This window comes from Microbacterium sp. C23T (genome assembly GCF_053345975.1).
On sequence record NZ_JBKFBD010000011.1, the window covers coordinates 94,646 to 116,007 of the forward strand.

Sequence of the window (21,362 nt, forward strand, 5' to 3'; positions counted from 1 at the left end):
CATCCGCTCGCTTCTCCCGGTGCATGGACACCCGGGTAGAATCGAGCGACATCCCACACTCAGGCACGCTCACACAGTGCCGCACATATCGCCTCGAGGAGACGCCATGACCGACGCCCGCCCCGCACAGGGTCAGATCCCGGACAAGCCCGCGCTGGAGCGCCTCGAGGAGAAGTGGGATGCCGCCTGGTCCGGGCAGGGCACGTACCTGTTCGACCGTGCTCGTGCCGCACAGGTCGGTCGCGCCGGGGTGTACTCGGTCGACACTCCCCCGCCGACGGCGTCCGGGAGCCTGCACATCGGGCACGTGTTCTCGTTCACGCACACCGACCTCAAGGTGCGCTACGAGCGCATGCGCGGGAAGACCGTGTTCTACCCGATGGGCTGGGACGACAACGGTCTGCCCACCGAGCGCCGCGTGCAGAACTACTACGGCGTGCGCTGCGACCCGTCGCTGCCCTACGACGCCGACTTCACGCCGCCGTTCGAGGGCGGCGACAACAAGTCGAGCCGCGCCGCCGACCAGGTGCCCGTCAGCCGCCGCAACTTCATCGAGCTGTGCGAGAAGCTCACGGTCGAGGACGAGAAGCAGTTCGAGGCGCTCTTCCGCCAGTTGGGCCTCAGTGTCGACTGGACGCAGACCTACCGCACCATCTCCGACGACACGATCCGCACGAGCCAGCGCGCGTTCCTGCGCAACCTCGAGCGCGGCGAGGCCTACCAGGACCTCGCGCCGACGATGTGGGACATCGACTTCCGCACCGCCGTAGCCCAGGCAGAGCTCGAGGACCGCGAACAGCAGGCGTCGTTCCACACCATCGACTTCCCGTTCGCGGACGGCTCGGGCGCGATCACGATCGAGACCACTCGTCCGGAGCTGCTGCCGGCGTGCGTCGCGATCGTCACGCACCCCGAGGGCCCCCACAAGCACCTCATCGGCACGAAGGTGCGGAGCCCGTTCTTCGGCGCCGACATCGAGATCCACGGCCACCACCTCGCCCAGCCCGACAAGGGCACGGGCGCGGCGATGGTCTGCACGTTCGGCGACGTGACCGACATCGTGTGGTGGCGCGAGCTGCGGACCACCGACGGCCGCCACCTGCCGAACATGACCACGATCGGCCTCGACGGACGCTTCCTGCCCCAGGCGCCCTCGATCGTCGCGAACGCCGAGGCGGGCGCGTGGTACGAGGCCGAGATGGCGGGCAAGACCGTCTTCTCCGCCCGCAAGGCCCTCGTCGAGAAGCTCCAGGAGACCGGCGACATCACCGCCGTCGGCAAGCCGTTCAGCCACGCGGTGAAGTTCTTCGAGAAGGGCGACCGTCCGCTGGAGATCGTCTCGACGCGCCAGTGGTACATCCGCAACGGCGCACGCGACGCCGAGCTGCGCGACAAGCTCATCGCACTCGGACAGCAGATGTCGTGGCATCCCGATTTCATGCGGGTCCGCTACGAGAACTGGACCAACGGTCTCACCGGCGACTGGCTCGTGTCGCGCCAGCGCTTCTTCGGCGTGCCGATCCCGCTGTGGTACGGGCTCGACGAGAACGGCGAGCGCGACTACGACCGCGTGCTCACCCCCGACCTGGCATCGCTTCCGGTCGATCCGTCGACCGACGTGCCCCCGGGCTACAGCGCCGACCAGCGCGGCGTCGCGGGTGGCTTCGACGGCGAGAACGACATCTTCGACACGTGGGCGACCTCGTCGCTCACGCCGCAGCTCGCAGGCGGCTGGGATCGCGATCCGGAGCTCTGGAACCTCGTGGCCCCGTTCGACATGCGCCCGCAGGGTCAGGACATCATCCGCACCTGGCTGTTCTCGACGATGCTGCGCAGCGCCCTCGAGGACGACCGTGCACCGTGGATGGATGCCGCGATCTCGGGCTTCATCGTCGACCCCGACCGCAAGAAGATGTCGAAGTCGAAGGGCAACGTCGTCACGCCCGCTGACATCCTGGCGCAGCACGGCTCGGACGCGGTGCGGTACTGGGCGGCCTCGAGCCGCCTCGGCACCGACGCGGCGTTCGACCCGCAGAACCCGACGCAGATCAAGATCGGCCGCCGCCTCGCGATCAAGGTTCTCAACGCCGCGAAGTTCGTGCTGTCGTTCCCGGTTCCCGAGGGTGCCGAGGTGACCCACGCCCTCGACGCCTCGATGCTCGCGACGCTCCACGGCGTCGTGCGCGACGCGACGAAGGCGCTCGAGAACTACGACCACGCCCGTGCGCTCGAGGTGACCGAGTCGTTCTTCTGGACGTTCTGCGACGACTACCTCGAGCTCGTCAAGGAGCGCGCGTACAACCAGACGGACGCCGGTCAGGCCTCCGCCGCGCTCGCGCTGCGCCTGGCGATGTCGGCGCTGCTGCGCCTGCTGGCCCCGGTGCTGGCGTTCGCGACCGAAGAGGCCTGGTCGTGGTTCAACGACGGCTCGGTGCATACCGCAGACTGGCCCGTCGCACCGGACGAGGAGTGGGGCGACCCCACGGTACTGACCGCCGTGAGCGCGGCGCTCATCGGCATCCGCCGCGCGAAGACCGAGGCGAAGGCCTCGCAGAAGACCGCGGTCGCCCGCGCCGTCCTCGCCGGCCCGGCCGCCGCGCTCGATGCGCTGCGGCTCGCGGAAGGCGACCTCAAGGCGGTCGGCCGGATCACCGAGATCGAGTACGTCGACGCCGAGGCCGTCTCCGTCACGGAGATCGAACTCGCTCCCCAGGAGGTGTGACATGCAGCTCGGAACACGCTGGACCTCGGGTGACGAACCGCCGAAGGCCGTCCCGGCCGCGCTGGGGCGCGGCATCCGTTCCGTGGATGAGACGATCCCCGCCGACCAGCTCGGTCAGCCGCGTCCGCGCTGGACGCTCACGTGGCTGGAGGGCAAGCCGATCGCGGAGCTCGACACGGGTGTGATCGTGTCGCTGGACGCCGACGGCGAAGCCGTCGTCCGGCACGATCCGGACGACGGCTTCGCGTAAGCCTCAGCGGCTCATTCCTCCGGCGCGTCGTGGTGCGACGCCGAGAGGAGCAGCCGGATGGCGAAGAGGGTCGCGACGAGTGTCACTCCCGCGGCGATGAGGAACGGCAGCCGCAGATCGATGCGGGCCACCCACCCGCCGAGGAGCGTCGCGAACGGGAAGATGCCCCACGTGAACGTGCGGGTGATCCCCAGCACACGACCGAAGATGTGACCCGGCACGATCGTCTGGCGCAGCGCGCCCCACGGCACGTTCCACACGGAGACGGCCGCGGCCATGAGGCCGTACGCGATGGTTCCCGTGATCGCCTCGGGCGCCGCCCACACCGCCGCGAGGCTGATGGCCGCGACGACGTTGGCGCCGAGCATCACCGGGCCGCGACCGAACTTCGCGACGAGCGACGAGGCCACCAGCGACCCCGCGAGTCCCCCGAGCCCGATTCCGGCGGTGACGACGCCGATCGCGGCCGCCGGCACGTGCTGCACGTCGAGGAAGTACAGGTACACCGGTGCCTGGGCGAACGCGAAGGCCGAACCGACGATCGAGGTGAAGATCACCATCGAGCGCAGGAACCGGTGATTCCAGAGGTACACGAAGGCGTCGCGAGCCGAGACGTTCGGACGGGCGGTGGCGGCAGCATCCGTCTCCGTCGCCTCTTCGGAGGCCGCCAGCGGGTCGCCGGCTGCGACCGCCGCCTCGGCCCGCACCGCCGTGGCGCGCGCTTCGTGCAGCGGACGAGCGGCCGACAGCGGGAGCATCACGGCGAGCACGATCGGGATGAGGTAGCCCGCGGCGCCCACCCAGAGCGGCAGCGCGAGCGAGATCGCGAACAGGACGCCGCCGATCGGCGACGAGATGAAGCTGTCGATCGTGATCTGCGCGGCCTGCATCCAGCCGTTCGCCCGATCCAGCGCCGGGCGCTTGACCACAGCCGGCATGATCGCGTTCGTCGCGTTGTCGAACAGCGTCTCGCCGAGACCGAAGACCAGCACGCCGGCGAACAGCCACCAGATGTCGAGAGCCCCCGAGACGGTGAGCAGGGCGAGCCCGACCGCAGCGAGTCCACGGATGCCGTTGGCGATCGCCATGATCCAGCGGCGATCGAACCGGTCGACGAGCATGCCGGCCGGCAGGCCGAAGACGAGCCACGGGAGGAACGCGAGCGCGGTGATCGCCGAGATCGCGAGCGGGTCGCGGGTCAGGGTGGTGGCGATGAGTGGAACCGCCACGCGTCCGAGCCCATCCGCGAGGTTGCTGAACGCGGCCGCGGTCCACAGCTTTCCGAAATCGCGGCCGAGCGGGACCCTGCGTGCCCGCCCGGCCGACGATCCGGTCCGCTCGGCCGTGTCGACGCTGTCGCTCATCGCGGCAGCAGCCCCATCGCGGCGCGTGCCTCGGCTTCGCGCCGAGCCCCGACCACGGCGGCCTGGGCGGTCAATGCGCGACGCTCTTCGGCGTCGTCTCGCTTCTCGACGCGTGCGACGACGTACGCGTCGAGAGCGGATGCTGCGCGCAGCAGCGCGCGGTCGAATCGGGTGGCGGATGCCCGGAACCCACGTGCCGCGAGTTCGTCTGCCGTGATGGCGGTCATGACTGTCCTCCTATTTGCGGGAGCGGGAAGAGGTCTGCCCGGATGGTGACGGGGCGGACGTTCTCGCCGGTCTGATTGCGGTAGTTGTCGACGGTCTCGTCGATGAGCGCCATGATCTTGAGCGCCAGGTCTTTGCTCTGCTCGGCGGTGAGGCGCGCGGTGGCGGTGGAGATCAGCGTGCCTTCCTGCCACATCTCGTCCTCGCCGCCGATGCCGCGGTTGACGAAGTCGAGCAGCTGGTCGTTGCGGTTGCGCAGGAACTCGTTCATCACGACCTGCGTCGCCGCACGGCCGGCGGGCGTCGCCATCGCATCCGGGTTGGCGAATGACACGCCTCCGACGGGACGCTCCCACCACCGCTCGCGGCCGGTGCCGCGATCTTCGGCCTCCCGGATCAGGTCCTGCTTGGCGAGAGCGCGGAGGTGGTAGCTCGTCGACCCGCTGGACTCCCCCAGCCGCTCCGCGAGCGAGCTCGCCGTCTGCGGGCCGTACTGGCTGAGGATGTCGTAGATCTTCACGCGCAACGGGTGCGCCAGAGCCCGGAGCGCCCCGGAGTCGAGGACGCGATCCTGGTTGTGGCGCTCCTCGGTGCGGGCGGCGGCATCCGTGGTCTCGGGTGTCTCGTTCTCTGCCATGTCCCCAGAGTAGCGATGCAAAGACGTCTTTGCAAGTACTTCTTTGCAATCAATAGTTTGCAAGCTGTTCTTTGCAAAAGACTCTCGGCATGGGCGGGCGGCGTGACTAGGCTGGACGCCATGCCGAACGAGAACCCGCTCCTGTCCCCCAGCACGCTGCCGTACGGTCTGCCCGAGTACGCGGCCATCCGCCCCGAGCACTACCTGCCGGCGTTCGAGCAGGCGTTCGCCGATCACACTCGCGAAGTGGCGGCGATCACGCGCGTGCGCTCTATGCCGACGTTCGAGAACACGCTGGTGCCGCTGGAAGAGAGCGGTCGTCTCCTGGGTGACGTCGCCCGCACGTTCTACACCGTGTCGTCGGCCGACGCGACGCCCGAGATCCAGGAGATCGAGGAACAGCTCGCGCCCCTCATGTCGGCGCACCAGGACTCGATCCAGCTCGACTCGGACCTGTTCTGGCGCATCAGGACGATCCACGAACAGCTCGACCAGCTCGATCTGACGCCCGAGCAGCGGTACCTCGTGGAGCGCCACCACACCGAGATGGTCCACGCCGGTGCGGGACTGGACGACGCGGCGAAGCAGCGCCTCACGGAGCTGAACCAGCGGCTGTCGACCCTCACCACGCAGTTCGAGAAGAACCTCCTCGCGGACACCAATGACCTCGCGATCGTGTTCGACGACGCGTCCGAGCTCGACGGGCTCTCCGAGGGCGAGCTGTCGGCGGCGGCTCAGGCCGCAGCGGATCGCGGGCTCGAGGGCAAGTGGGTCGTGACCCTGACCCTCTTCACGGGGCATCCCTACCTGTCGAGCCTGACCGACCGTGGATCCCGTGCGCGCCTGCTCGCGGCATCCCGCTCCCGGGGCTCGCGCGGCAACGAGCACGACAACCGCGCCACCCTGCTCGAGATCGTCAGGCTCCGCGCCGAGCGGGCGGCGCTGCTCGGCTACGACTCGCACGCGTCGTACATCACGTCGGACGAGACCGCCGGCTCCCCCGCAGCGGTCCACGACCTGCTGCGCCAGCTCGCCGCGCCCGCCGCCCGCAATGCCCGGCGCGAGCAGGCCAAGCTGCAGGCCATCATCGACGCCGAGCCGGAGCCGTTCGCGCTGGAGGCGCACGACTGGGCCTTCTACACCGAGAAGGTGCGCGCGGCCGAGTACGACCTCGACCGCGCCGCGCTGCGCCCCTGGTTCGAGGCGGAGCGGGTGCTACAGGACGGCGTGTTCCGGGCGGCCACCGATCTGTACGGCATCACGTTTGCCGAGCGCACGGACCTCGGGGGCTACCACCCCGACACCCGCGTGTTCGAGATCCACAACGCCGACGGATCGACGCTCGGGCTGTACATCCTCGACCTGTACACGCGCGACACCAAGCGCGGCGGCGCCTGGATGAACTCGATCGTGCTGCAGTCGCGGCTGCGCGGCACACAGCCGATCGTGGTCAACAACCTCAATGTGCCGAAGCCGGCCGAAGGGCGGCCGACTCTGCTCAGCCTCGACGAGGTGACCACGCTGTTCCACGAGTTCGGACACGCGCTGCACGGGCTGTTCGCGACCGTGACGTACCCGCACTTCGCCGGCACCAACGTCTACCGCGACTTCGTCGAGTTCCCCAGCCAGGTCAACGAGATGTGGATCTACTGGCCCGAGATCCTCGCTTCGTACGCCCGTCACATCGACACCGACGAGCCGCTGCCAGCCGAGATCGTCGAGAAGCTGCACGCGTCGGAGGCGTTCAACCAGGGCTTCGCGACGAGCGAGTACCTCGCGGCGGCATGGCTCGACCAGGCGTGGCACTCGCTGTCGGTCGAGGGCGCTGCCGCCGACATCGACGTCGCGGCCTTCGAGGCGGCCGCACTCGCGGACATCGGGCTCGACAACGCGGTCGTGCCGACCCGCTACTCGTCGACCTACTTCGCCCACGTCTTCTCGGGCGGTTACAGCGCCGGCTACTACTCGTACATCTGGAGCGAGGTGCTCGACGCCGACACGGTGGAGTGGTTCCGCGAGAACGGCGGCCTCCGTCGTGAGAACGGCGATCGCTTCCGCGGCCGGCTGCTGGGCGTGGGCGGGTCGAAGGACCCGCTCGAGGCCTACCGCGACTTCCGTGGCCGCGACGCCGAGATCCAGCCGCTGCTCGAGCGCCGCGGACTGACAGGCTAGCCGACGTTCACAGCAGGCCGAGCTCGCGGGCGAGGGCGCGCACCCGCTCGGCCATCACGGCGGGCACTTCGGCGATCGCGAAGTGCCCGCCCTCGTCGAGCCGCTCGAAGATGCGCAGGTCGCGGTAGAAGCGTCGCGCCAGCGATTCGGGGTAGTCGCCCTCGTGGCGCTGGATGTGGACGGATGCCGGAACCACGACCGGCGGCATCTCGTCAGGCTGGTCGGCGCCCTCGTAATACGGCCGGAACGAGGTGCCGATGCTCTGGGTCGTCCAGTAGATCATCGCCTCAGTGAGAATGCGGTCGCGGGAGATCCGTCGCTCGACCGCGCGCGGGTCGCCCTGTGGAGTGTCGCTCCACTCCACGAGCTTCTCGGTCAGCCAGGCGAGCAGCCCCGCCGGCGAGTCGTTGAGGGCGGCGGCAAGCGTGTCGGGCCTGGTCGCCTGCACGTGCCCGTAGGCGCCGTTGGCGCCGCCCCAGTGCTCGAGGCGTGTGAAGAAGGCGACCTCATCGGGGGCGGTGAGGAGTGGGCGCTCGGCCATCGAGGGGAAGTGCGAGTGGGTGACGACGACACCCGACACCGAATCCGGGTACGATCCCGCGATCAGGTCGTTGACGTTCGCCGACACGTCCTCGCCATAGGTCAGGTAGGCCTCGTAGCCGAGCACATCGGTCATGAGGGCATGCATCGTCGCGGCGAGCCGGGTCTCGGTCATCGGACCTTCGGCGTAGGCGGACGAGTACGCGAAGCCGGGGAAGCTCGGCACCACGACGTGGAAGTCGGGCAGCAGATCCGCGAAGTCGAGCTGCAGCGCGAACGTGTGCGGCCAGCCGTGCATCACCAGGAGCGCGGGCGCGTCGTCGCGGGCGGCGCGCAGATGCGCGAAATGGATCGTCGTGTCGCCGATGTCGGCGAGGAACTGCGCGTGCCCGTTCAGCCACGTCTCTCTCGCGCGCCAGTCCCAGTCGCGCCACGCCTCGACGAGGGCGGTCAGATAGTCGGCGTCCATGCCCGACGGCGGTCGCCGCGGCGATTCCGGAAGAGGCCGGAACCGGTCGAGGCGCTCCTGCAGATCGGCGAGTGCGGCATCGGGCACGTGGATCGAGAAGGGGCGGACGGTGGGCATGACCCGAAGCTACTCGGCCCCTCCGACACCGCCGGCCCGGATCGCGCTCATCAGCTCGCGGACGCGGACGAAGGTCGGCACCTCGGCGTTCGCCAGGCCGGTGACCGTTGTCGCCGTCGGAGCGTGGTGCCGGCTCACCGCCACCACGCCATGGTCGCCGCCGACGATGGCGAGATCCTCGCCATCGAGCCACACCCCGCGGCCGTAGCCGAGCCCGTCGCCCGCGTCCGCGGTGACCCGTTCGGTGAGCAGCGCCACGAGCGAGCGGTCGACGATGCGCCCCGCCAGGAGCGCCAGCCAGAACAGGTGAAGATCGCCCGCAGTGGAGTGCGCTCCCCCGTCACCGGATCCGACGACCGGCAGTTCGAACACGTTGGTGCGGCCGTCGTCCTTGTAGCCGGTCGCCGTGCCCGGTGGGAGCAGATCGGAGCGGGGGAAGCCCGTCGAGGTCATGCCGGCGGGCTCGAACACACGAGCCCGCACGAGGTCGGCGAACGGGACGCCCGAGGCGCGCTCGGCGATGATCGCGAGCACGACGTAGCCGCCGTTGCAGTAGGAGAACCGCTCGCCCGCGCGGAACTTCGTCGGGAAGCCCTCGAGCATCGGCAGATAGGCGGGCGTGGAGTCGAGGCTCTGCACCGGCACGCTGAGAGGCGCCAGGGCATCCACCTCCTCGTCGAGATAATCCCCGATGCCGGACGTGTGGCTCAGGAGATGGTCGACGGTGACGTCGTCGGCGATGAGCGGCAGGTCGTCCTGAAGGATCTCGCGCGCGGGAGTGTCTTGCCGCAGCAGGCCGTCGCCGATGAGCGAGAGCGTGGTGAGCGCGGTGAAGGTCTTCGTTCCGCTCGCGAGCCCGAACCGCGTCGCAGGGGTGTTCGGCGCACCGGCGGTACGGTCGGCAAGCCCGACAGCCCACTCGCCCAGCACATCGTCACCACGGCGCGCGCTGATGACGCCGCAGAAGCCCTCGAGGTCCGGTGCGACATCGCCCATGCGTGGGACTCCCGCGGTCGTGGGATCCGGTCAGGCGCTCTTGCGCTTCTCCCGAAGCACGAGGGTCGGCGGAGCGCCCTCGTCGACGGCGGCGCGGGTCACGATGACCTTGTCGACGTCGTCGGTCGACGGGATCTCGAACATGATCGGGCCGAGGACGTCCTCGAGGATCGCGCGAAGGCCGCGCGCGCCGGTCTTGCGCGCCACCGCGAGGTCGGCGATCGCCTCGAGCGCCTCGCGATCGAACTCGAGGGTGACACCGTCGAGTTCGAACATGCGGTGGTACTGCTTCACGAGCGCGTTCTTCGGCTCGGTGAGGATCTCCATGAGCGCCTCGCGGTCGAGAGGCGAGACCGAGGCGACGACGGGGAGCCGACCGATGAACTCGGGGATCAGGCCGAACTTGTGCAGGTCCTCCGGCTGCACATCGCCGAAGAGGTTGAGGTCTTCGTCCTTGCGGTGCAGCGAGGCGCCGAAGCCGACGCCGTGCTTCCCGACACGAGAGGAGATGATGTCTTCCAGTCCGGCGAACGCGCCGGCCACGATGAACAGGACATTCGTCGTGTCGATCTGGATGAACTCCTGGTGCGGATGCTTGCGACCGCCCTGTGGCGGGACCGAGGCCACGGTGCCCTCGAGGATCTTGAGCAGCGCCTGCTGCACGCCCTCACCCGAGACGTCACGGGTGATCGACGGGTTCTCGGCCTTGCGGGCGATCTTGTCGACCTCGTCGATGTAGATGATGCCGGTCTCGGCGCGCTTCGTGTCGAAGTCGGCGGCCTGCAGCAGCTTGAGGAGGATGTTCTCGACGTCTTCGCCGACGTAGCCCGCCTCGGTCAGCGCAGTGGCGTCGGCGACCGCGAACGGCACATTGAGGCGCTTCGCGAGCGTCTGCGCGAGATAGGTCTTGCCGCAGCCCGTGGGGCCGAGGAGCAGGATGTTGCTCTTGGCGATCTCGATCTCGTCGGCGCGCTGCTCGGCCGACTGGATCGTGCCGTGCGCGCGCACACGCTTGTAGTGGTTGTAGACGGCGACCGAGAGTGCGCGCTTGGCGTCGGTCTGCCCGACGACGTACTCCTCGAGGAACGCGAAGATCTCGCGGGGCTTCGGCAGGTCGAAGTCGGCGACGACGCCGGACGACGACTCGGCCATGCGCTCTTCGATGATCTCGTTGCACAACTCGACGCACTCGTCGCAGATGTAGACGCCGGGTCCGGCGATCAACTGCTGGACCTGCTTCTGGCTCTTACCGCAGAAGGAGCACTTGAACAGGTCGGCGCTCTCACCGATGCGTGCCATGCGCTCCTCCTCGTACGTCGGGGGCCGAGCCCCCCAGCTGTTCTCCGAGCCTAATAGCTGAGGCCGACATGCGGCGGCATTGCGACGCACGTTGTGGACGACCCGGGGTTCGCGGAGAGAGAACCATCTCGGCACACGCAAGCGCCCCGCCGCCCGGTCATCCGGGCGGCGGGGCGCTGAGCTCTGCGCTGATAGCGGCGGAGAGACTACTTCGTCAGGGCCTGCTGGCCGCGCTTGCGCGTGGTCAGCACCTGGTCGACGAGGCCATAGGTCACGGCCTCCTCCGCCGAGAGGATCTTGTCGCGATCGATGTCCTTGTTGACCTCTGCCTGCGTCTTGTTCGAGTGCTTCGCGAGCGTCTCCTCGAGCCAGGTGCGCATGCGCAGGATCTCGGCCGCCTGGATCTCGATGTCCGACGCCTGACCGTGGCCGGCCTCGCCGACGGCGGGCTGGTGGATCAGGATGCGGGCATTCGGCAGCGCCAGGCGCTTGCCGGGTGCGCCGGCCGCGAGGAGCACGGCCGCAGCGGACGCCGCCTGGCCCAGCACGACCGTCTGGATCTGCGGCGACACGTACTGCATGGTGTCGTAGATCGCGGTCATCGCCGTGAACGAGCCACCGGGCGAGTTGATGTACATGATGATGTCGCGGTCGGGGTCCTGCGACTCGAGCACGAGCAGCTGGGCCATGACGTCGTCGGCCGAGGCATCGTCGACCTGGACGCCCAGGAAGATGACGCGGTCCTCGAACAGCTTGTTGTACGGGTCCTGGCGCTTGTAGCCGTAGGCGGTGCGCTCCTCGAACTGCGGCAGGATGTAGCGGCTGCCGGGCATCTGGAGCGCCTGGGGCGCCGCCGCTCCGAAGGTGGGGGTCTGCATTCCGGGTTCTCTCTCTTTCGCCTTCGGTCTCAGCTGTCGGAGGCGGTGCCGCCGCCGCCGATGACGTCGGTCGCGGATTCGCGGATGTGGTCGACGAAGCCGTACTCCAGTGCTTCCTCGGCGCCGAACCAGCGGTCGCGGTCACCGTCGGCGTTGATCTGCTCGACCGACTTGCCCGTCTGCTTGGCGGTGATCTCGGCGAGGCGCTTCTTCATGTCGAGGATGAGCTGCGCCTGCGTCTGGATGTCGCTCGCGGTGCCGCCGAAGCCGCCGTGCGGCTGGTGCAGCAGGACGCGGGCGTTCGGCGTGATGTAGCGCTTGCCCTTCGTTCCCGCCGTGAGCAGGAGCTGGCCCATCGAGGCGGCCATGCCGATGCCGACCGTGACGATGTCGTTGGGCACGAACTGCATCGTGTCGTAGATCGCCATGCCGGCCGTGATCGAGCCACCGGGCGAGTTGATGTAGAGGTAGATGTCCTTCTCGGAGTCCTCGGCGGCGAGAAGCAGGATCTTCGCGCAGATCTCGTTGGCGTTGTCGTCACGCACCTCCGACCCCAGCCAGATGATGCGGTCCTTCAACAGCCGGTCGAAGACGCTGGTCGCGACAAGTGGTTCGGCCATGTGTACTCCTGTTTCCTTGGGTCGCCATCGAATCTACCGGCGCCTCGCGAACGACCCGCCCGTGTTCGCCCTGGGCAGAGCGCGCACGAGACAGAAGAGGACGGATGCCGCGGCATCCGTCCTCTTCCGTCAATCGGTCAGCCGATCGGAACGCGTATCACTCGGCGTCGGCGGCCTTCTTGGCCGGAGCCTTCTTGGCGGCCGGCTTCTTCGCGGGAGCCTTCTCAGCGGTCTCGGCGTCCTCCGCGGCCGTCTTCTTGGCGGCGGGCTTGCGCGCGGGAGCCTTCTTGGCGGGCTTCTCGGCGACCTCGGCCTCTTCGGCCTCGATCACGGCGTCGGCGTCGGCCGCGGCATCCGCGATCTCCTCCGCTTCCTCGACGACCTCTTCCTCGTCCTCGGTGGCGACGAAGCCGCTGAGGTCGACGGGCTGGCCGTTCGTGTCGACGACGTTGACCTTGCCGAGCGCGACGGCGAGAGCCTTGTTGCGGGCGACCTCGCCGATCATGGCGGGGAGCTGGTTGCCCTCCTGCAGAGCGTTCACGAAGTCCTGCGGTGCCATGCCGTACTGGGCGGCCGACTGCACGAGGTACTGCGTGAGCTCGTCCTGCGAGACCTGCACGTTGACCGTCTCGGCGATCTTGTCGAGCAGCATCTGCGTCTTGAACTGCTTCTCGCTCGCCTCGGCGACCTCGGCGCGGTGGACGTCGTCCTCGAGACGGCCCTCGCCCTCGAGGTGGTTGTGCACCTCGTCCTCGATGAGCTGCGGTGGAACGGGGATCTCGACCTGCTCGAGCAGCGTCTCGATCAGCTTGTCGCGCGCGGCGGAGCCCTGCGTGAAGGCGCCCTGCTGGCCGACGCGCTCCTTGAGGCTGTCGCGCAGCTCGGCGATCGTGTCGAACTCGCTCGCGATCTGGGCGAAGTCGTCGTCGGCCTCGGGCAGCTCGCGCTCCTTGACGGCCTTGACGGTCACCGAGACCTCGGCCTCGTCGCCGGCGTGGTCGCCGCCGACGAGCTTCGAGCGGAAGGTGGTGTCCTCACCGGCGGTGAGCGAGTCGATGGCCTCGTCGATGCCCTCGAGGAGCTCGCCCGAGCCGACCTCGTAGGAGACGCCCTCGGCGCGGTCGATCTCGTTGCCGTCGATCGTGGCGACGAGGTCCAGCTCGACGAAGTCGCCGGTGGCGGCGGGACGGTCGACGGTCACGAGCGTGCCGAAGCGGCCGCGCAGGCGGTCGAGCTCCTCGTCGATCGCGGCCTCGTCGACCTCGACGGCCTCGACCTCGACGGTCGTGCCCTCGAAGGACGGCAGGTCGAACTCGGGACGCACGTCGACCTCGACGGTGACCTCGAGGTCGCCCGAGAAGTCCTTCTCGTTCGGCCAGGTGGTGACGTCGGCCGACGGACGGCCGAGCACGCGCAGCTCGTGGGCTGCGGCGGCCTCGCGGTAGAAGGTGTCGAGACCCTCGCTGACGGCGTGCTCGAGAACCGCGACACGACCGATGCGCTGGTCGATGATGGGCGCGGGCACCTTGCCCTTGCGGAAGCCGGGGATCTGCACGTCCTGCGCGATGTGCTCGTAAGCGTGCTTGATCGACGGCTTGAGCTCGTCGGGGCTGACCGTGATGTGCAGCTTGACCCGGGTCGGGCTGAGCTTCTCGACGGTGCTGTTCACCATGCCTGTACTTCTCCTCTTTCCGGCCGCACGCGGCAGCGTGCGGTTGAAGGTCTGGGTTCGAAAATTCCGAGGGCCGTGATGTCGGGGCGACAGGATTTGAACCTGCGGCCTCCCGCTCCCAAAGCGGGCGCTCTACCAAGCTGAGCTACGCCCCGGGCGGGTTCGCACGCGTGCGTGCGCCTTTCGGCCCCGAGAAGTCTAGCCGACGCGCCCACGACGTTCCTGCGCGCCTACATCTGCTCGACCCAACCCGCGCGCCAGTCGGGCGCCGGGAACGGCTTCGTTCAATACGCGGTCTCTTTCGAGATGAGTCCGTCGTGCAGCTCGAAGACGAACACCGTCTGGTACGGATCGCCGTCGCCGTAGTCCAGATCAGCCTCCAGCACCCACAGGTCCCCGGCGCCGGTGAAGCGGCGCGGCGAGATCGCAGGAAGCTGCGGAAACGCGCCGTAGATGGCACGCCGGTTGCCCGCGCCCACGATGCGCTCCCCCGACTGCGGCCACTCGATGACGGCATCGTCGTGGAACACATCGTCCATGCCCGCGACGTCGCCCGCGTTGAGTGTGGCGACGAGCGCCTCGACGACCTGCTTGCCCGTGCGTTCCATGACCGGCCCTTCGCTCGGCCGCGCGTCTGGAGGGCGGGTCGGAACGGGAAGACCTTCGCGATGTAATACGATTGACCGGTGCCCGTCCGCGGGCGCACGGGGATGTAGCTCAATGGTAGAGCCTCAGTCTTCCAAACTGATGGTGCGGGTTCGATTCCCGTCATCCCCTCCGAATGCCCCTTCGAGGCCGGCCGAGAGCCGCCGCGGAGGGGCGATTTCATTCACATCGCGCGATCTGCTCCCGCGTGCCCTACTGTTCCCGGGTCGCCCTCTCGCGGCAGACTGGGCGTGGAACTGTTCCATGCCCTCCAGGAGCCGCGATGAGCAGCCGTAAGCCGATCCCCGAGCCGGGCGAGCGCAAGCTCCCGCGGCGTGCCGCGTCGGAACTCGCCGAGAAGTGGACCCGCATCGACGGCGTCGACGTCTTCTACCGCGAGTCGCCGAACCCGACCAAGGACGAGCGCGTCATGGCGCACGTGCACGGATTCGGGCTGTCGGGCCGCTATCTGCTGCCGACGGCCGAGCGGCTCGCCGACGAGTTCCACACCTACGTCCCCGACCTTCCCGGATTCGGGCGCAGCGGCAAGCGCAAGGACATGCTCGACATCCCCGATCTCGCGCGTGCCGCGGTCGACTTCTTCGACGATCGCGGGGTCGAGAAGGCGACGCTCGTCGGCAACTCGATGGGCTGCCCGGTCATCATCGAGTTCGCGCACCGCTATCCCGAGCGCATCGACCGTGCGGTGCTGGTGTCCCCCGCGGGCGGACTGTTCAACCAGCCGCTGCGGCGGGCGATCAAGCAGCTCTCGCAGGATGCTCCGCGCGAGCCGGTGAAGATGGCGCGGGTCGCCGTGCCCGACTACGTCCGCTTCGGCGTGCCGAGCACGATGAAGATGTTCCGCTCGCTCACGCAGTACCCCTCATTGCAGCGGCTGCTCGAGATGCGCATCCCCACGCTGGTCGTGCTGGGCGAGCGCGACCCGCTCCTCCCCCACGCTCACCGCGTCGACGAGATCGCGAGCCAGACCGACAGCCACGTGCTGGTCGTGATGCTCGAGGGCGCCGCCCACGCGATCAACTTCAGCCACCCGGGGCAGCTGGCCCACGTCATCCGTCATTTCATGGACGACCTGCCGATCGAGAACGACCCGGCGTGGCCCGGTCACGTGCGCCTGTACGAGGTGCACCGCGGCAAGCATCACCCGCCCGCACAGCCCCGCGACTGACGCGTCGCCGCCTCAGTCGAGGGGCGTCGCGTCGCGGTGCTCGTCGATGTGCGCGAGGTAGTGCTCGGCGTTGCGAAGCAGACCGGCGCGCTCCTCCGTGGTGAGCTCGCGGCGCACCTTCGCGGGCACACCGGCGACAAGGGATCCGTCCGGGATCTCGGACCCCTCGAGCACGACCGCCCCACCGGCCACGAGGCATCCCGATCCGATCTTCGCGCCGTTGAGCACCACCGCGCCCATGCCGATGAGCGAGCCGTCGCCGATCGTGCAGCCGTGGACGACGGCGTTGTGGCCGACCGACACGTTCTCGCCGATCACGACGGGCCTGCCGGCGTCCACGTGGACCGAGACGTTGTCCTGGAGATTGCTGTTCGCCCCCACCGTGATGGTGTCGCCGTCGGCGCGGAGCACCGCGTTGTACCAGACGCTCGCACCAGGGCCGAGCGTCACGCCCCCGACGACGCGGGCGCCGGCGGCGATGAACGACGTGGGGTCGAGCGAGGGCGTCCTGCCCGCTGCGACGAGGACTGATGCTCCGGGTGCGACCGTCATGGTCCGACCCTCCTCGCCAGTGCCTTCTCGATGGCGTCGGTGTACCAGGGCGCCAGCGTGTCGGCGAACGTGACCGTCAGGTGGTCCTGGTCGCGGTAGATGTTCGCCCCGCCGACGACGGGCGCGCACGTGTCGGAGCCGCAGAACACGTCGGTGAAGTCGAGCAGCGTGACGGAGTCGAGACCGGATGCTGCGCCCCGGAGCGGATCGTCGTCCACCAGCACGTCCGATCGCGCGCCGTCGCACTCGGACATGTCGTGCGTGCGCAGGCACTTGTTGGGGTCGGTCTCCCACACGGGGTTGTCGACGACCGTGATGACGGGGATGCCGCGCTCGGTGACGGTGCTCCACGCGTCGCGGTAGCCGGCGACGGCCGCGTCGTAGGAGGAGTCGTAGCCGGCCGCCGAGTACGGAGTGGTCGCGATCGCCGCGGTGAACACGGCGTCGAGGTCGGCGTCGTCGATCGCGTTCTGCACGCGGTCGCGCCACTCGGTGCAGGCTGCGCCGAACGCGCCCGGCGTAGCCAGCGGTGTGGCGTTCCAGGGGCACGCGCCCTTGAACCACGTGACGAGCTGCCAGCCGTTCTCGTTCGCCATGCGCTGGAACGTCGACAGCAGCTGGTACGCGTGGCTGTCGCCGATGAGCGCGACGCGCGGGGCGTCGGGGTCATCCGAGCCGAAGGTGCACGAGACGGGTCGCGAATCGGTGAGCTGCACGAAGCAGTCCGGATTCTCAGGTCGGTCGATCCCCGCGAAACCGGGAGCGGGGAGGATCGTGTCGCCGAAGTCCGCGCCCGCGCAGGAGGAATCCAGGACGGATGCCGCGCCGAAGCACTCGGGCGGATTCTGCTGCAGCTCCGCGATGTCGCGGGTGCCCTGGCTGTACAGGGGCGCGTTGACGAACCATGCGGACGCGGCCACCAGGCCGACCACGATCATGGTGCCGAGCGACGACCACAGGGTCACGCGAGCGGGGCGCGAGGTGAGCACCTTCCAGCCGCGGGCAGGATCCTCGACGAATCGCTTCGTGAGCCAGGCGAGCACGAAGCACAGCACCAGCAGCGCGACGCGATGGTAGATGGTGAGGCCCCAGAACGGCACGGAGGGCGCGATGACGATCAGCGGCCAGTGCCACAGGTAGAGCGAATACGAGATGTCGCCGACGAACTGCGCCGGGCGGATCGCGAGGATGCGGGTCGGGTACCACCAGCGCTCGGTGTTCGAGGCCGCGATGACGGCGGCAGCGCCCAGGGTCGGCAGCGCCGCCATGTAGCCGGGGAACGGCGTCTGCCCGTCGAACGTGAAGGCGACGTAGAGGAGGAGCAGGATGCCGCCCCAGCCGAGCACGAAGCTGCCGATCGCGTTGCGGACCCTCAGCATCGGGACGAGCGCGATCAGGGCGCCCACGCCGAACTGCCACATGCGGCCGAACGTGACGAAGTACGCGGGCGCGGGGTTCGTGATCGTGAAGACGACGCAGAACACGAACGACACGGCGGTCACGATGCCGAGCGTCGTGATGATGGCGCGGCGCCGGGCGCCGCGGAAGAACTTCACGCCGATCCACGCGGCCAGCAGCATGATCAGCGGCCACATCACGTAGAACTGCTCTTCGAGCGACAGCGACCAGTAGTGCTGCACCGTGGTGGGCGAACCCGAGTGGTTGAGATAGTCGGCCGAGTTGAGCGCCAGGTACCAGTTCTCGACGTAGAACGTCGACGCGAGGATCTCGCGTACTTCGTTCGGCAGCGCCGACGTGGGCATGAGATACGGCGACATCACGACGACGGCGCAGAACAGCAGGACGAGAAGGGAAGCCGGGAGCAGACGCCGTGCGCGTCGCGCCCAGAACTGGCCCAGCTTCACCGAGCCGGTGGCGGTCAGCTCGCGCATCAGATGCGCGGTGATGAGGAAGCCCGAGATCACGAAGAAGATGTCGACGCCGATGTAGCCGCCCGTGAGCCGGCCGGGCCAGAAGTGGTACAGCACGACGCACAGCACGGCGATCGCACGCAGGCCCTGCACGTGCGGGATGAAGCGGGAGGGCTCGGCGTGTTCGGGCGAGCGGTCGCGGGGCTCACGGGTCACGGTCTTGGCGGGAACGCTCAGATGCTGCGGTCCGAGGTCGTGATCGGCGGAAGGCACGAATCGACGTTAGCCGCTGTCGCGCCGTCGGCCCGCACCGACGGCGCGGATTCCCCGGTTTAGCCCAGCCTTCTCTTGCTTGCGGAATGACTCCTCGTGAGTAGCGTTGCAGTCACCAGAGGCCGAAAGATGGAGACGAGCGACATGACGAACACCCAGACCACCCCCGCAACCGCAGCGAACCCCGACGTCGCCGCCGCGACGGCGCAGTTCCTCACCCCCGTCGTCCTGGGCCTGCAGGCCCTGGCCGTGAACGGAAAGCAGGCGCACTGGAACGTGCGCGGCGCGAACTTCATCGCGATCCACGAACTGCTCGACTCCGTGGTCGCCCACGCTCAGGCCGGAGCCGACCAGGCCGCCGAGCGCATCGTGGCCCTCGGGCTCCCGATCGACGCCCGCGTCGGCACGGTCGCCCAGAAGACCTCGTCCGCGGTCCCCGCCGGCTTCACGCAGTGGGATGCGCTCATCCGCAACGTGATCTCCGACATGGACACGGTCATCGCCGACACGCAGGCCGCGATCGACGGACTCGACGAGTTCGACCTCACGAGCCAGGACATCGCGATCGGCATCAAGGAGTCGCTCGAGAAGGACCGCTGGTTCCTCTTCGCGCACCTCGCCGAGTGACCGCCATCTGATGACGAGGGCCCCCGGGACTCCCGGGGGCCCTCGTCGTGTCAGGGATGCTGCAGGAAGGCGAGCACCGCAAGGACCCGGCGATGCTCGGTGCCCGACTCCTCGAGCCCGAGCTTCGCGAAGATCGCGCTGATGTTCTTCTCCACCGCTCCCACGCCGATGAACAGCCGCTCCGCAATGCTCGCGTTGCTGCGCCCCTCCGCCATGAGCGTCAGCACATCGCGCTCGCGCGGCGTCAGCGTGGAGAGCGGATCCGGCCGCGCCGAGAGCAGCCCCTGCACGACGAGTGGATCGAGCACGGTCCCCCGCTCGCGGACGCGGCGGACCGCGTCGGTGAACTCGTCGAGCGAGGTGACGCGGTCCTTCAGGAGGTAGCCGACGCCGCCCTCGCCGCCGGCGAGGAGCTCCTTCGCGTAGACGCCCTCGACATACTGACTGAGCACGAGGATGCCGACCGCCGGCAGTTCGGCCCGCACCGCCAGCGCCGCGCGGATGCCTTCGTCCCGGAACCCTGGAGGCAGGCGGACGTCGAGGATCGCGACGTCCGCACGCGCTTCGCGCACGCGGGCCACGACGTCATCGGCGTCGCCCCAGGCGCCGGCGGTGACGTAGCCCGCCTCGTCGAAGAGCCGGATGAGGCCCTCGCGCAGGAGGACCGAATCCTCGAACAGGACGACGCGGAGCGGGGCGGAGCCGGGCGACGAGACCATTCCCTCAGGATAGGGATCGATCATGGCAGGGCCGTGAGCGGGATGTGCGCGCCGACCGAGGTCGGTCCGCCGACTGGGCTGGTCACGACCAGTACGCCGCGGAGCCCTGCGACGCGCTCGCGCAGGCCCTCGAGCCCATGACCCGCCGTGATGGCGGCGCCGCCGCGGCCGTTGTCCACCACCCACACATCGAGGTGCGTGGGTGCCCCGGTAGGCGTCCGTCGCAGCGACGCGCGCAGTGTGACCCCGGTGGCGCCGGAGTGCTTGACCGCGTTCGTCATCAGCTCCGCGACGATGAAGTAGACGGTGCGGGCCACCTCCTGGCTGACCGCGCGGTCGACCGCGGGGTCGATCTCGACCTGCACCCAGAGCGGCGAGGCTGTCGCGACGGCGTCCAGCGCGGCGGCGAGTCCGCGGTCCTGCAGGAGCGGCGGGGCGACCCCGCTCGACAGCGCGCGCAGCTCGTCCAGCGCCGCCTTCGCGTGACCCCGTGCGTCGCGCGCGAGGTCGGCGGCGGCATCCGTGTCTCCCGACTCGGCGCGGCGCTCCAGCGCGGCGAGGTCCATCTGCAGCCGTACCAGGCGCTGCTGCGGACCGTCGTGGATGTCGCGCTCGAGGCGACGAAGGGCGACGTCCTCGGCGTGCACCGCGGCACCGCGAGCCGCCGCCTCGGCACGGACCTCGGCAGCGAGCTCGTCCGACCCCCAGCGGCCGAGCATGCCCTTCGCGACCGCGTGGTGGCCGCGCGCGAGGCCGCCGAGCACCCACGGCATCGTGAAGGTGAAGACGATGCCGGCGACGAGGTAGAGCGCGACTTCGACGGCCCAGCTCGACCAGCCGCCGAAGAGCCACGGCATGAAGTCGGCGACGTAGTGCCCCCACTCCCCTTCGGTGCCGGCTCCGCTGCTCCAGTTCCGGGGCAGGAACAGCCCCCAGAACCAGTACGTGAGGCCGCCGAGGCCGACGCTCAGCCACACCACGGTGAGGGTGAAGGAGATGGTGCTGATGATCGGGTTCACGATCATGCCGTGCACCAGGTACAGCCAGTAGTGCGTGTTGCGGATCGGGCGGGTCAGCGTCACCCAGAAGCCCGTCGCCCCGGGCGCGTCACGATTCCACTCCGGCTCGGCGATCTCGGGCTGTCCGGTCAGCAGCAGGAGGAATCTGTCCGCGACGCCGAACCCTCGCGCGATCAGCAGCGTCAGCACGATGAGCGGCAGCCCGATCACCAGGATCAGCAGGCCGACGCCGGTCCAGAACAGCGAGGCGAGCAGGCTCACCGAGACCATGGCGAGCACGAAGACCGCGAGAAGGTACAGCGCACTGCCGGGCGTGCGGACCCACGCCTGTCCATACGATGCCCAGAACCCCGTGGCGGGGTGGGACGCGACCGGCTGGAGCGGGGCCGGTTCAGTGGTGGCGGCGGTCATCGGTGTCTCCCTCGGAACTCATGCTCCCAGCTTCGCGACGGTCGCGGTGCCGCGGCATCCGATGCCCTCCCGAACAGGTACGGGGGCTGACCCCC

General features: G+C 69.1%; 19 protein-coding genes and 2 tRNA genes. 6 read left to right on the forward strand and 15 right to left on the reverse strand.

The window, feature by feature from the left end; translation table 11 throughout:
* Window positions 1–106: 106 nt before the first annotated feature.
* Window positions 107–2,722: a valine--tRNA ligase gene (valS, locus tag ACLBXX_RS08135; protein ID WP_447657618.1), complete on the forward strand. Its 2,616-nt coding sequence runs from the start codon at window positions 107–109 to the stop codon at window positions 2,720–2,722.
* A gap of 1 nt (window position 2,723) precedes the next feature.
* A complete protein-coding gene (locus tag ACLBXX_RS08140; RefSeq protein WP_447657619.1) occupies window positions 2,724–2,972 on the forward strand; it encodes a hypothetical protein in 249 nt (82 codons plus the stop codon).
* A gap of 11 nt (window positions 2,973–2,983) precedes the next feature.
* Here ACLBXX_RS08140 and ACLBXX_RS08145 read toward each other — a convergent pair whose 3' ends face one another.
* Genes ACLBXX_RS08145 through ACLBXX_RS08155 form a run of 3 tightly spaced genes read right to left on the reverse strand, consistent with a single transcriptional unit; the run spans window position 2,984 to window position 5,198 of the window.
* Window positions 2,984–4,336 carry an MFS transporter gene (locus ACLBXX_RS08145; RefSeq protein ID WP_387137082.1) on the reverse strand — a complete coding sequence of 451 codons (1,353 nt, stop codon included), beginning with the start codon at window positions 4,334–4,336 and terminating at the stop codon, window positions 2,984–2,986.
* The gene (locus ACLBXX_RS08150; protein WP_310291077.1) at window positions 4,333–4,563 is read right to left on the reverse strand and encodes a hypothetical protein; all 231 of its coding nucleotides are present in this window, start codon (window positions 4,561–4,563) and stop codon (window positions 4,333–4,335) included. Before ACLBXX_RS08150 ends, ACLBXX_RS08145 begins: the two co-directional genes overlap by 4 nt.
* A complete protein-coding gene (locus ACLBXX_RS08155; RefSeq protein ID WP_387137079.1) occupies window positions 4,560–5,198 on the reverse strand; it encodes an ArsR/SmtB family transcription factor in 639 nt (212 codons plus the stop codon). Before ACLBXX_RS08155 ends, ACLBXX_RS08150 begins: the two co-directional genes overlap by 4 nt.
* Window positions 5,199–5,318: 120 nt before the next feature.
* Here ACLBXX_RS08155 and ACLBXX_RS08160 point away from each other — a divergent pair, with 120 nt between their 5' ends.
* Complete coding sequence (locus ACLBXX_RS08160; protein WP_447657620.1) at window positions 5,319–7,370, forward strand: M3 family metallopeptidase; 2,052 nt, start codon at window positions 5,319–5,321, stop codon at window positions 7,368–7,370.
* A 7-nt stretch (window positions 7,371–7,377) separates the two neighbouring features.
* On the opposite strand, the gene ACLBXX_RS08165 is transcribed toward ACLBXX_RS08160, so the two are convergent.
* The 8 genes from ACLBXX_RS08165 to ACLBXX_RS08200 form a co-directional block, all read right to left on the reverse strand.
* The gene (locus ACLBXX_RS08165) at window positions 7,378–8,496 is read right to left on the reverse strand and encodes an epoxide hydrolase family protein (RefSeq protein ID WP_447657621.1); all 1,119 of its coding nucleotides are present in this window, start codon (window positions 8,494–8,496) and stop codon (window positions 7,378–7,380) included.
* A gap of 9 nt (window positions 8,497–8,505) precedes the next feature.
* Window positions 8,506–9,492 (reverse strand): serine hydrolase domain-containing protein, encoded by a 987-nt coding sequence (locus ACLBXX_RS08170; protein ID WP_447657622.1) that lies wholly within the window; start codon window positions 9,490–9,492, stop codon window positions 8,506–8,508.
* 30 nt (window positions 9,493–9,522) lie between these two features.
* Window positions 9,523–10,791, reverse strand: coding sequence for an ATP-dependent Clp protease ATP-binding subunit ClpX (clpX, locus tag ACLBXX_RS08175; protein ID WP_116193219.1), 1,269 nt, complete (start codon window positions 10,789–10,791; stop codon window positions 9,523–9,525).
* Window positions 10,792–10,997: 206 nt separating this feature from the next.
* Window positions 10,998–11,669: an ATP-dependent Clp protease proteolytic subunit gene (locus ACLBXX_RS08180; protein ID WP_310291089.1), complete on the reverse strand. Its 672-nt coding sequence runs from the start codon at window positions 11,667–11,669 to the stop codon at window positions 10,998–11,000.
* Between the two features lie 29 nt (window positions 11,670–11,698).
* Window positions 11,699–12,289, reverse strand: a complete 591-nt coding sequence (locus tag ACLBXX_RS08185; protein WP_341999149.1) for an ATP-dependent Clp protease proteolytic subunit — start codon at window positions 12,287–12,289, stop codon at window positions 11,699–11,701.
* A gap of 157 nt (window positions 12,290–12,446) precedes the next feature.
* Window positions 12,447–13,958, reverse strand: coding sequence for a trigger factor (tig, locus tag ACLBXX_RS08190; protein WP_447657637.1), 1,512 nt, complete (start codon window positions 13,956–13,958; stop codon window positions 12,447–12,449).
* Window positions 13,959–14,042: 84 nt separating this feature from the next.
* Window positions 14,043–14,116, reverse strand: a tRNA-Pro gene (locus tag ACLBXX_RS08195).
* Window positions 14,117–14,245: 129 nt separating this feature from the next.
* Window positions 14,246–14,569: a nuclear transport factor 2 family protein gene (locus ACLBXX_RS08200; protein ID WP_447657623.1), complete on the reverse strand. Its 324-nt coding sequence runs from the start codon at window positions 14,567–14,569 to the stop codon at window positions 14,246–14,248.
* A gap of 98 nt (window positions 14,570–14,667) precedes the next feature.
* On the opposite strand from ACLBXX_RS08200, the gene ACLBXX_RS08205 reads away from it, so the two are divergent.
* Window positions 14,668–14,738, forward strand: a tRNA-Gly gene (locus ACLBXX_RS08205).
* A gap of 151 nt (window positions 14,739–14,889) precedes the next feature.
* On the forward strand, window positions 14,890–15,795 hold the full coding sequence (locus ACLBXX_RS08210; protein ID WP_447657624.1) for an alpha/beta fold hydrolase: 906 nt from the start codon (window positions 14,890–14,892) through the stop codon (window positions 15,793–15,795).
* A gap of 12 nt (window positions 15,796–15,807) precedes the next feature.
* On the opposite strand, the gene ACLBXX_RS08215 is transcribed toward ACLBXX_RS08210, so the two are convergent.
* Together ACLBXX_RS08215 and ACLBXX_RS08220 are read right to left on the reverse strand one after the other, a co-directional pair.
* Window positions 15,808–16,347 carry a gamma carbonic anhydrase family protein gene (locus ACLBXX_RS08215; protein ID WP_447657625.1) on the reverse strand — a complete coding sequence of 180 codons (540 nt, stop codon included), beginning with the start codon at window positions 16,345–16,347 and terminating at the stop codon, window positions 15,808–15,810.
* The gene (locus ACLBXX_RS08220) at window positions 16,344–18,491 is read right to left on the reverse strand and encodes an acyltransferase family protein (RefSeq protein ID WP_447657626.1); all 2,148 of its coding nucleotides are present in this window, start codon (window positions 18,489–18,491) and stop codon (window positions 16,344–16,346) included. The genes ACLBXX_RS08215 and ACLBXX_RS08220 overlap by 4 nt, the downstream gene beginning before the upstream one ends.
* Before the next feature lie 144 nt (window positions 18,492–18,635).
* Between ACLBXX_RS08220 and ACLBXX_RS08225 the strand changes: the two genes are divergently transcribed.
* Window positions 18,636–19,118 carry a Dps family protein gene (locus ACLBXX_RS08225; RefSeq protein WP_387137053.1) on the forward strand — a complete coding sequence of 161 codons (483 nt, stop codon included), beginning with the start codon at window positions 18,636–18,638 and terminating at the stop codon, window positions 19,116–19,118.
* A 50-nt stretch (window positions 19,119–19,168) separates the two neighbouring features.
* Here the strand turns inward: ACLBXX_RS08225 and ACLBXX_RS08230 are convergent, their stop codons facing one another.
* On the reverse strand, window positions 19,169–19,837 hold the full coding sequence (locus tag ACLBXX_RS08230) for a response regulator transcription factor (RefSeq protein ID WP_447657627.1): 669 nt from the start codon (window positions 19,835–19,837) through the stop codon (window positions 19,169–19,171).
* 20 nt (window positions 19,838–19,857) lie between these two features.
* Complete coding sequence (locus ACLBXX_RS08235; RefSeq protein ID WP_447657628.1) at window positions 19,858–21,267, reverse strand: sensor histidine kinase; 1,410 nt, start codon at window positions 21,265–21,267, stop codon at window positions 19,858–19,860.
* Window positions 21,268–21,362 lie beyond the last annotated feature (95 nt).

Coding starts and splice junctions, on each gene's coding strand:
- valS (WP_447657618.1), top strand. CDS start 107: ATGACCGACGCCCGCCCCGCACAGGGTCAGATCCCGGACAAGCCCGCG.
- ACLBXX_RS08140 (WP_447657619.1), top strand. CDS start 2,724: ATGCAGCTCGGAACACGCTGGACCTCGGGTGACGAACCGCCGAAGGCC.
- ACLBXX_RS08145 (WP_387137082.1), bottom strand. CDS start 4,336: ATGAGCGACAGCGTCGACACGGCCGAGCGGACCGGATCGTCGGCCGGG.
- ACLBXX_RS08150 (WP_310291077.1), bottom strand. CDS start 4,563: ATGACCGCCATCACGGCAGACGAACTCGCGGCACGTGGGTTCCGGGCA.
- ACLBXX_RS08155 (WP_387137079.1), bottom strand. CDS start 5,198: ATGGCAGAGAACGAGACACCCGAGACCACGGATGCCGCCGCCCGCACC.
- ACLBXX_RS08160 (WP_447657620.1), top strand. CDS start 5,319: ATGCCGAACGAGAACCCGCTCCTGTCCCCCAGCACGCTGCCGTACGGT.
- ACLBXX_RS08165 (WP_447657621.1), bottom strand. CDS start 8,496: ATGCCCACCGTCCGCCCCTTCTCGATCCACGTGCCCGATGCCGCACTC.
- ACLBXX_RS08170 (WP_447657622.1), bottom strand. CDS start 9,492: ATGGGCGATGTCGCACCGGACCTCGAGGGCTTCTGCGGCGTCATCAGC.
- clpX (WP_116193219.1), bottom strand. CDS start 10,791: ATGGCACGCATCGGTGAGAGCGCCGACCTGTTCAAGTGCTCCTTCTGC.
- ACLBXX_RS08180 (WP_310291089.1), bottom strand. CDS start 11,669: ATGCAGACCCCCACCTTCGGAGCGGCGGCGCCCCAGGCGCTCCAGATG.
- ACLBXX_RS08185 (WP_341999149.1), bottom strand. CDS start 12,289: ATGGCCGAACCACTTGTCGCGACCAGCGTCTTCGACCGGCTGTTGAAG.
- ACLBXX_RS08200 (WP_447657623.1), bottom strand. CDS start 14,569: ATGGAACGCACGGGCAAGCAGGTCGTCGAGGCGCTCGTCGCCACACTC.
- ACLBXX_RS08210 (WP_447657624.1), top strand. CDS start 14,890: ATGAGCAGCCGTAAGCCGATCCCCGAGCCGGGCGAGCGCAAGCTCCCG.
- ACLBXX_RS08215 (WP_447657625.1), bottom strand. CDS start 16,347: ATGACGGTCGCACCCGGAGCATCAGTCCTCGTCGCAGCGGGCAGGACG.
- ACLBXX_RS08225 (WP_387137053.1), top strand. CDS start 18,636: ATGACGAACACCCAGACCACCCCCGCAACCGCAGCGAACCCCGACGTC.
- ACLBXX_RS08230 (WP_447657627.1), bottom strand. CDS start 19,837: ATGGTCTCGTCGCCCGGCTCCGCCCCGCTCCGCGTCGTCCTGTTCGAG.
- ACLBXX_RS08235 (WP_447657628.1), bottom strand. CDS start 21,267: ATGACCGCCGCCACCACTGAACCGGCCCCGCTCCAGCCGGTCGCGTCC.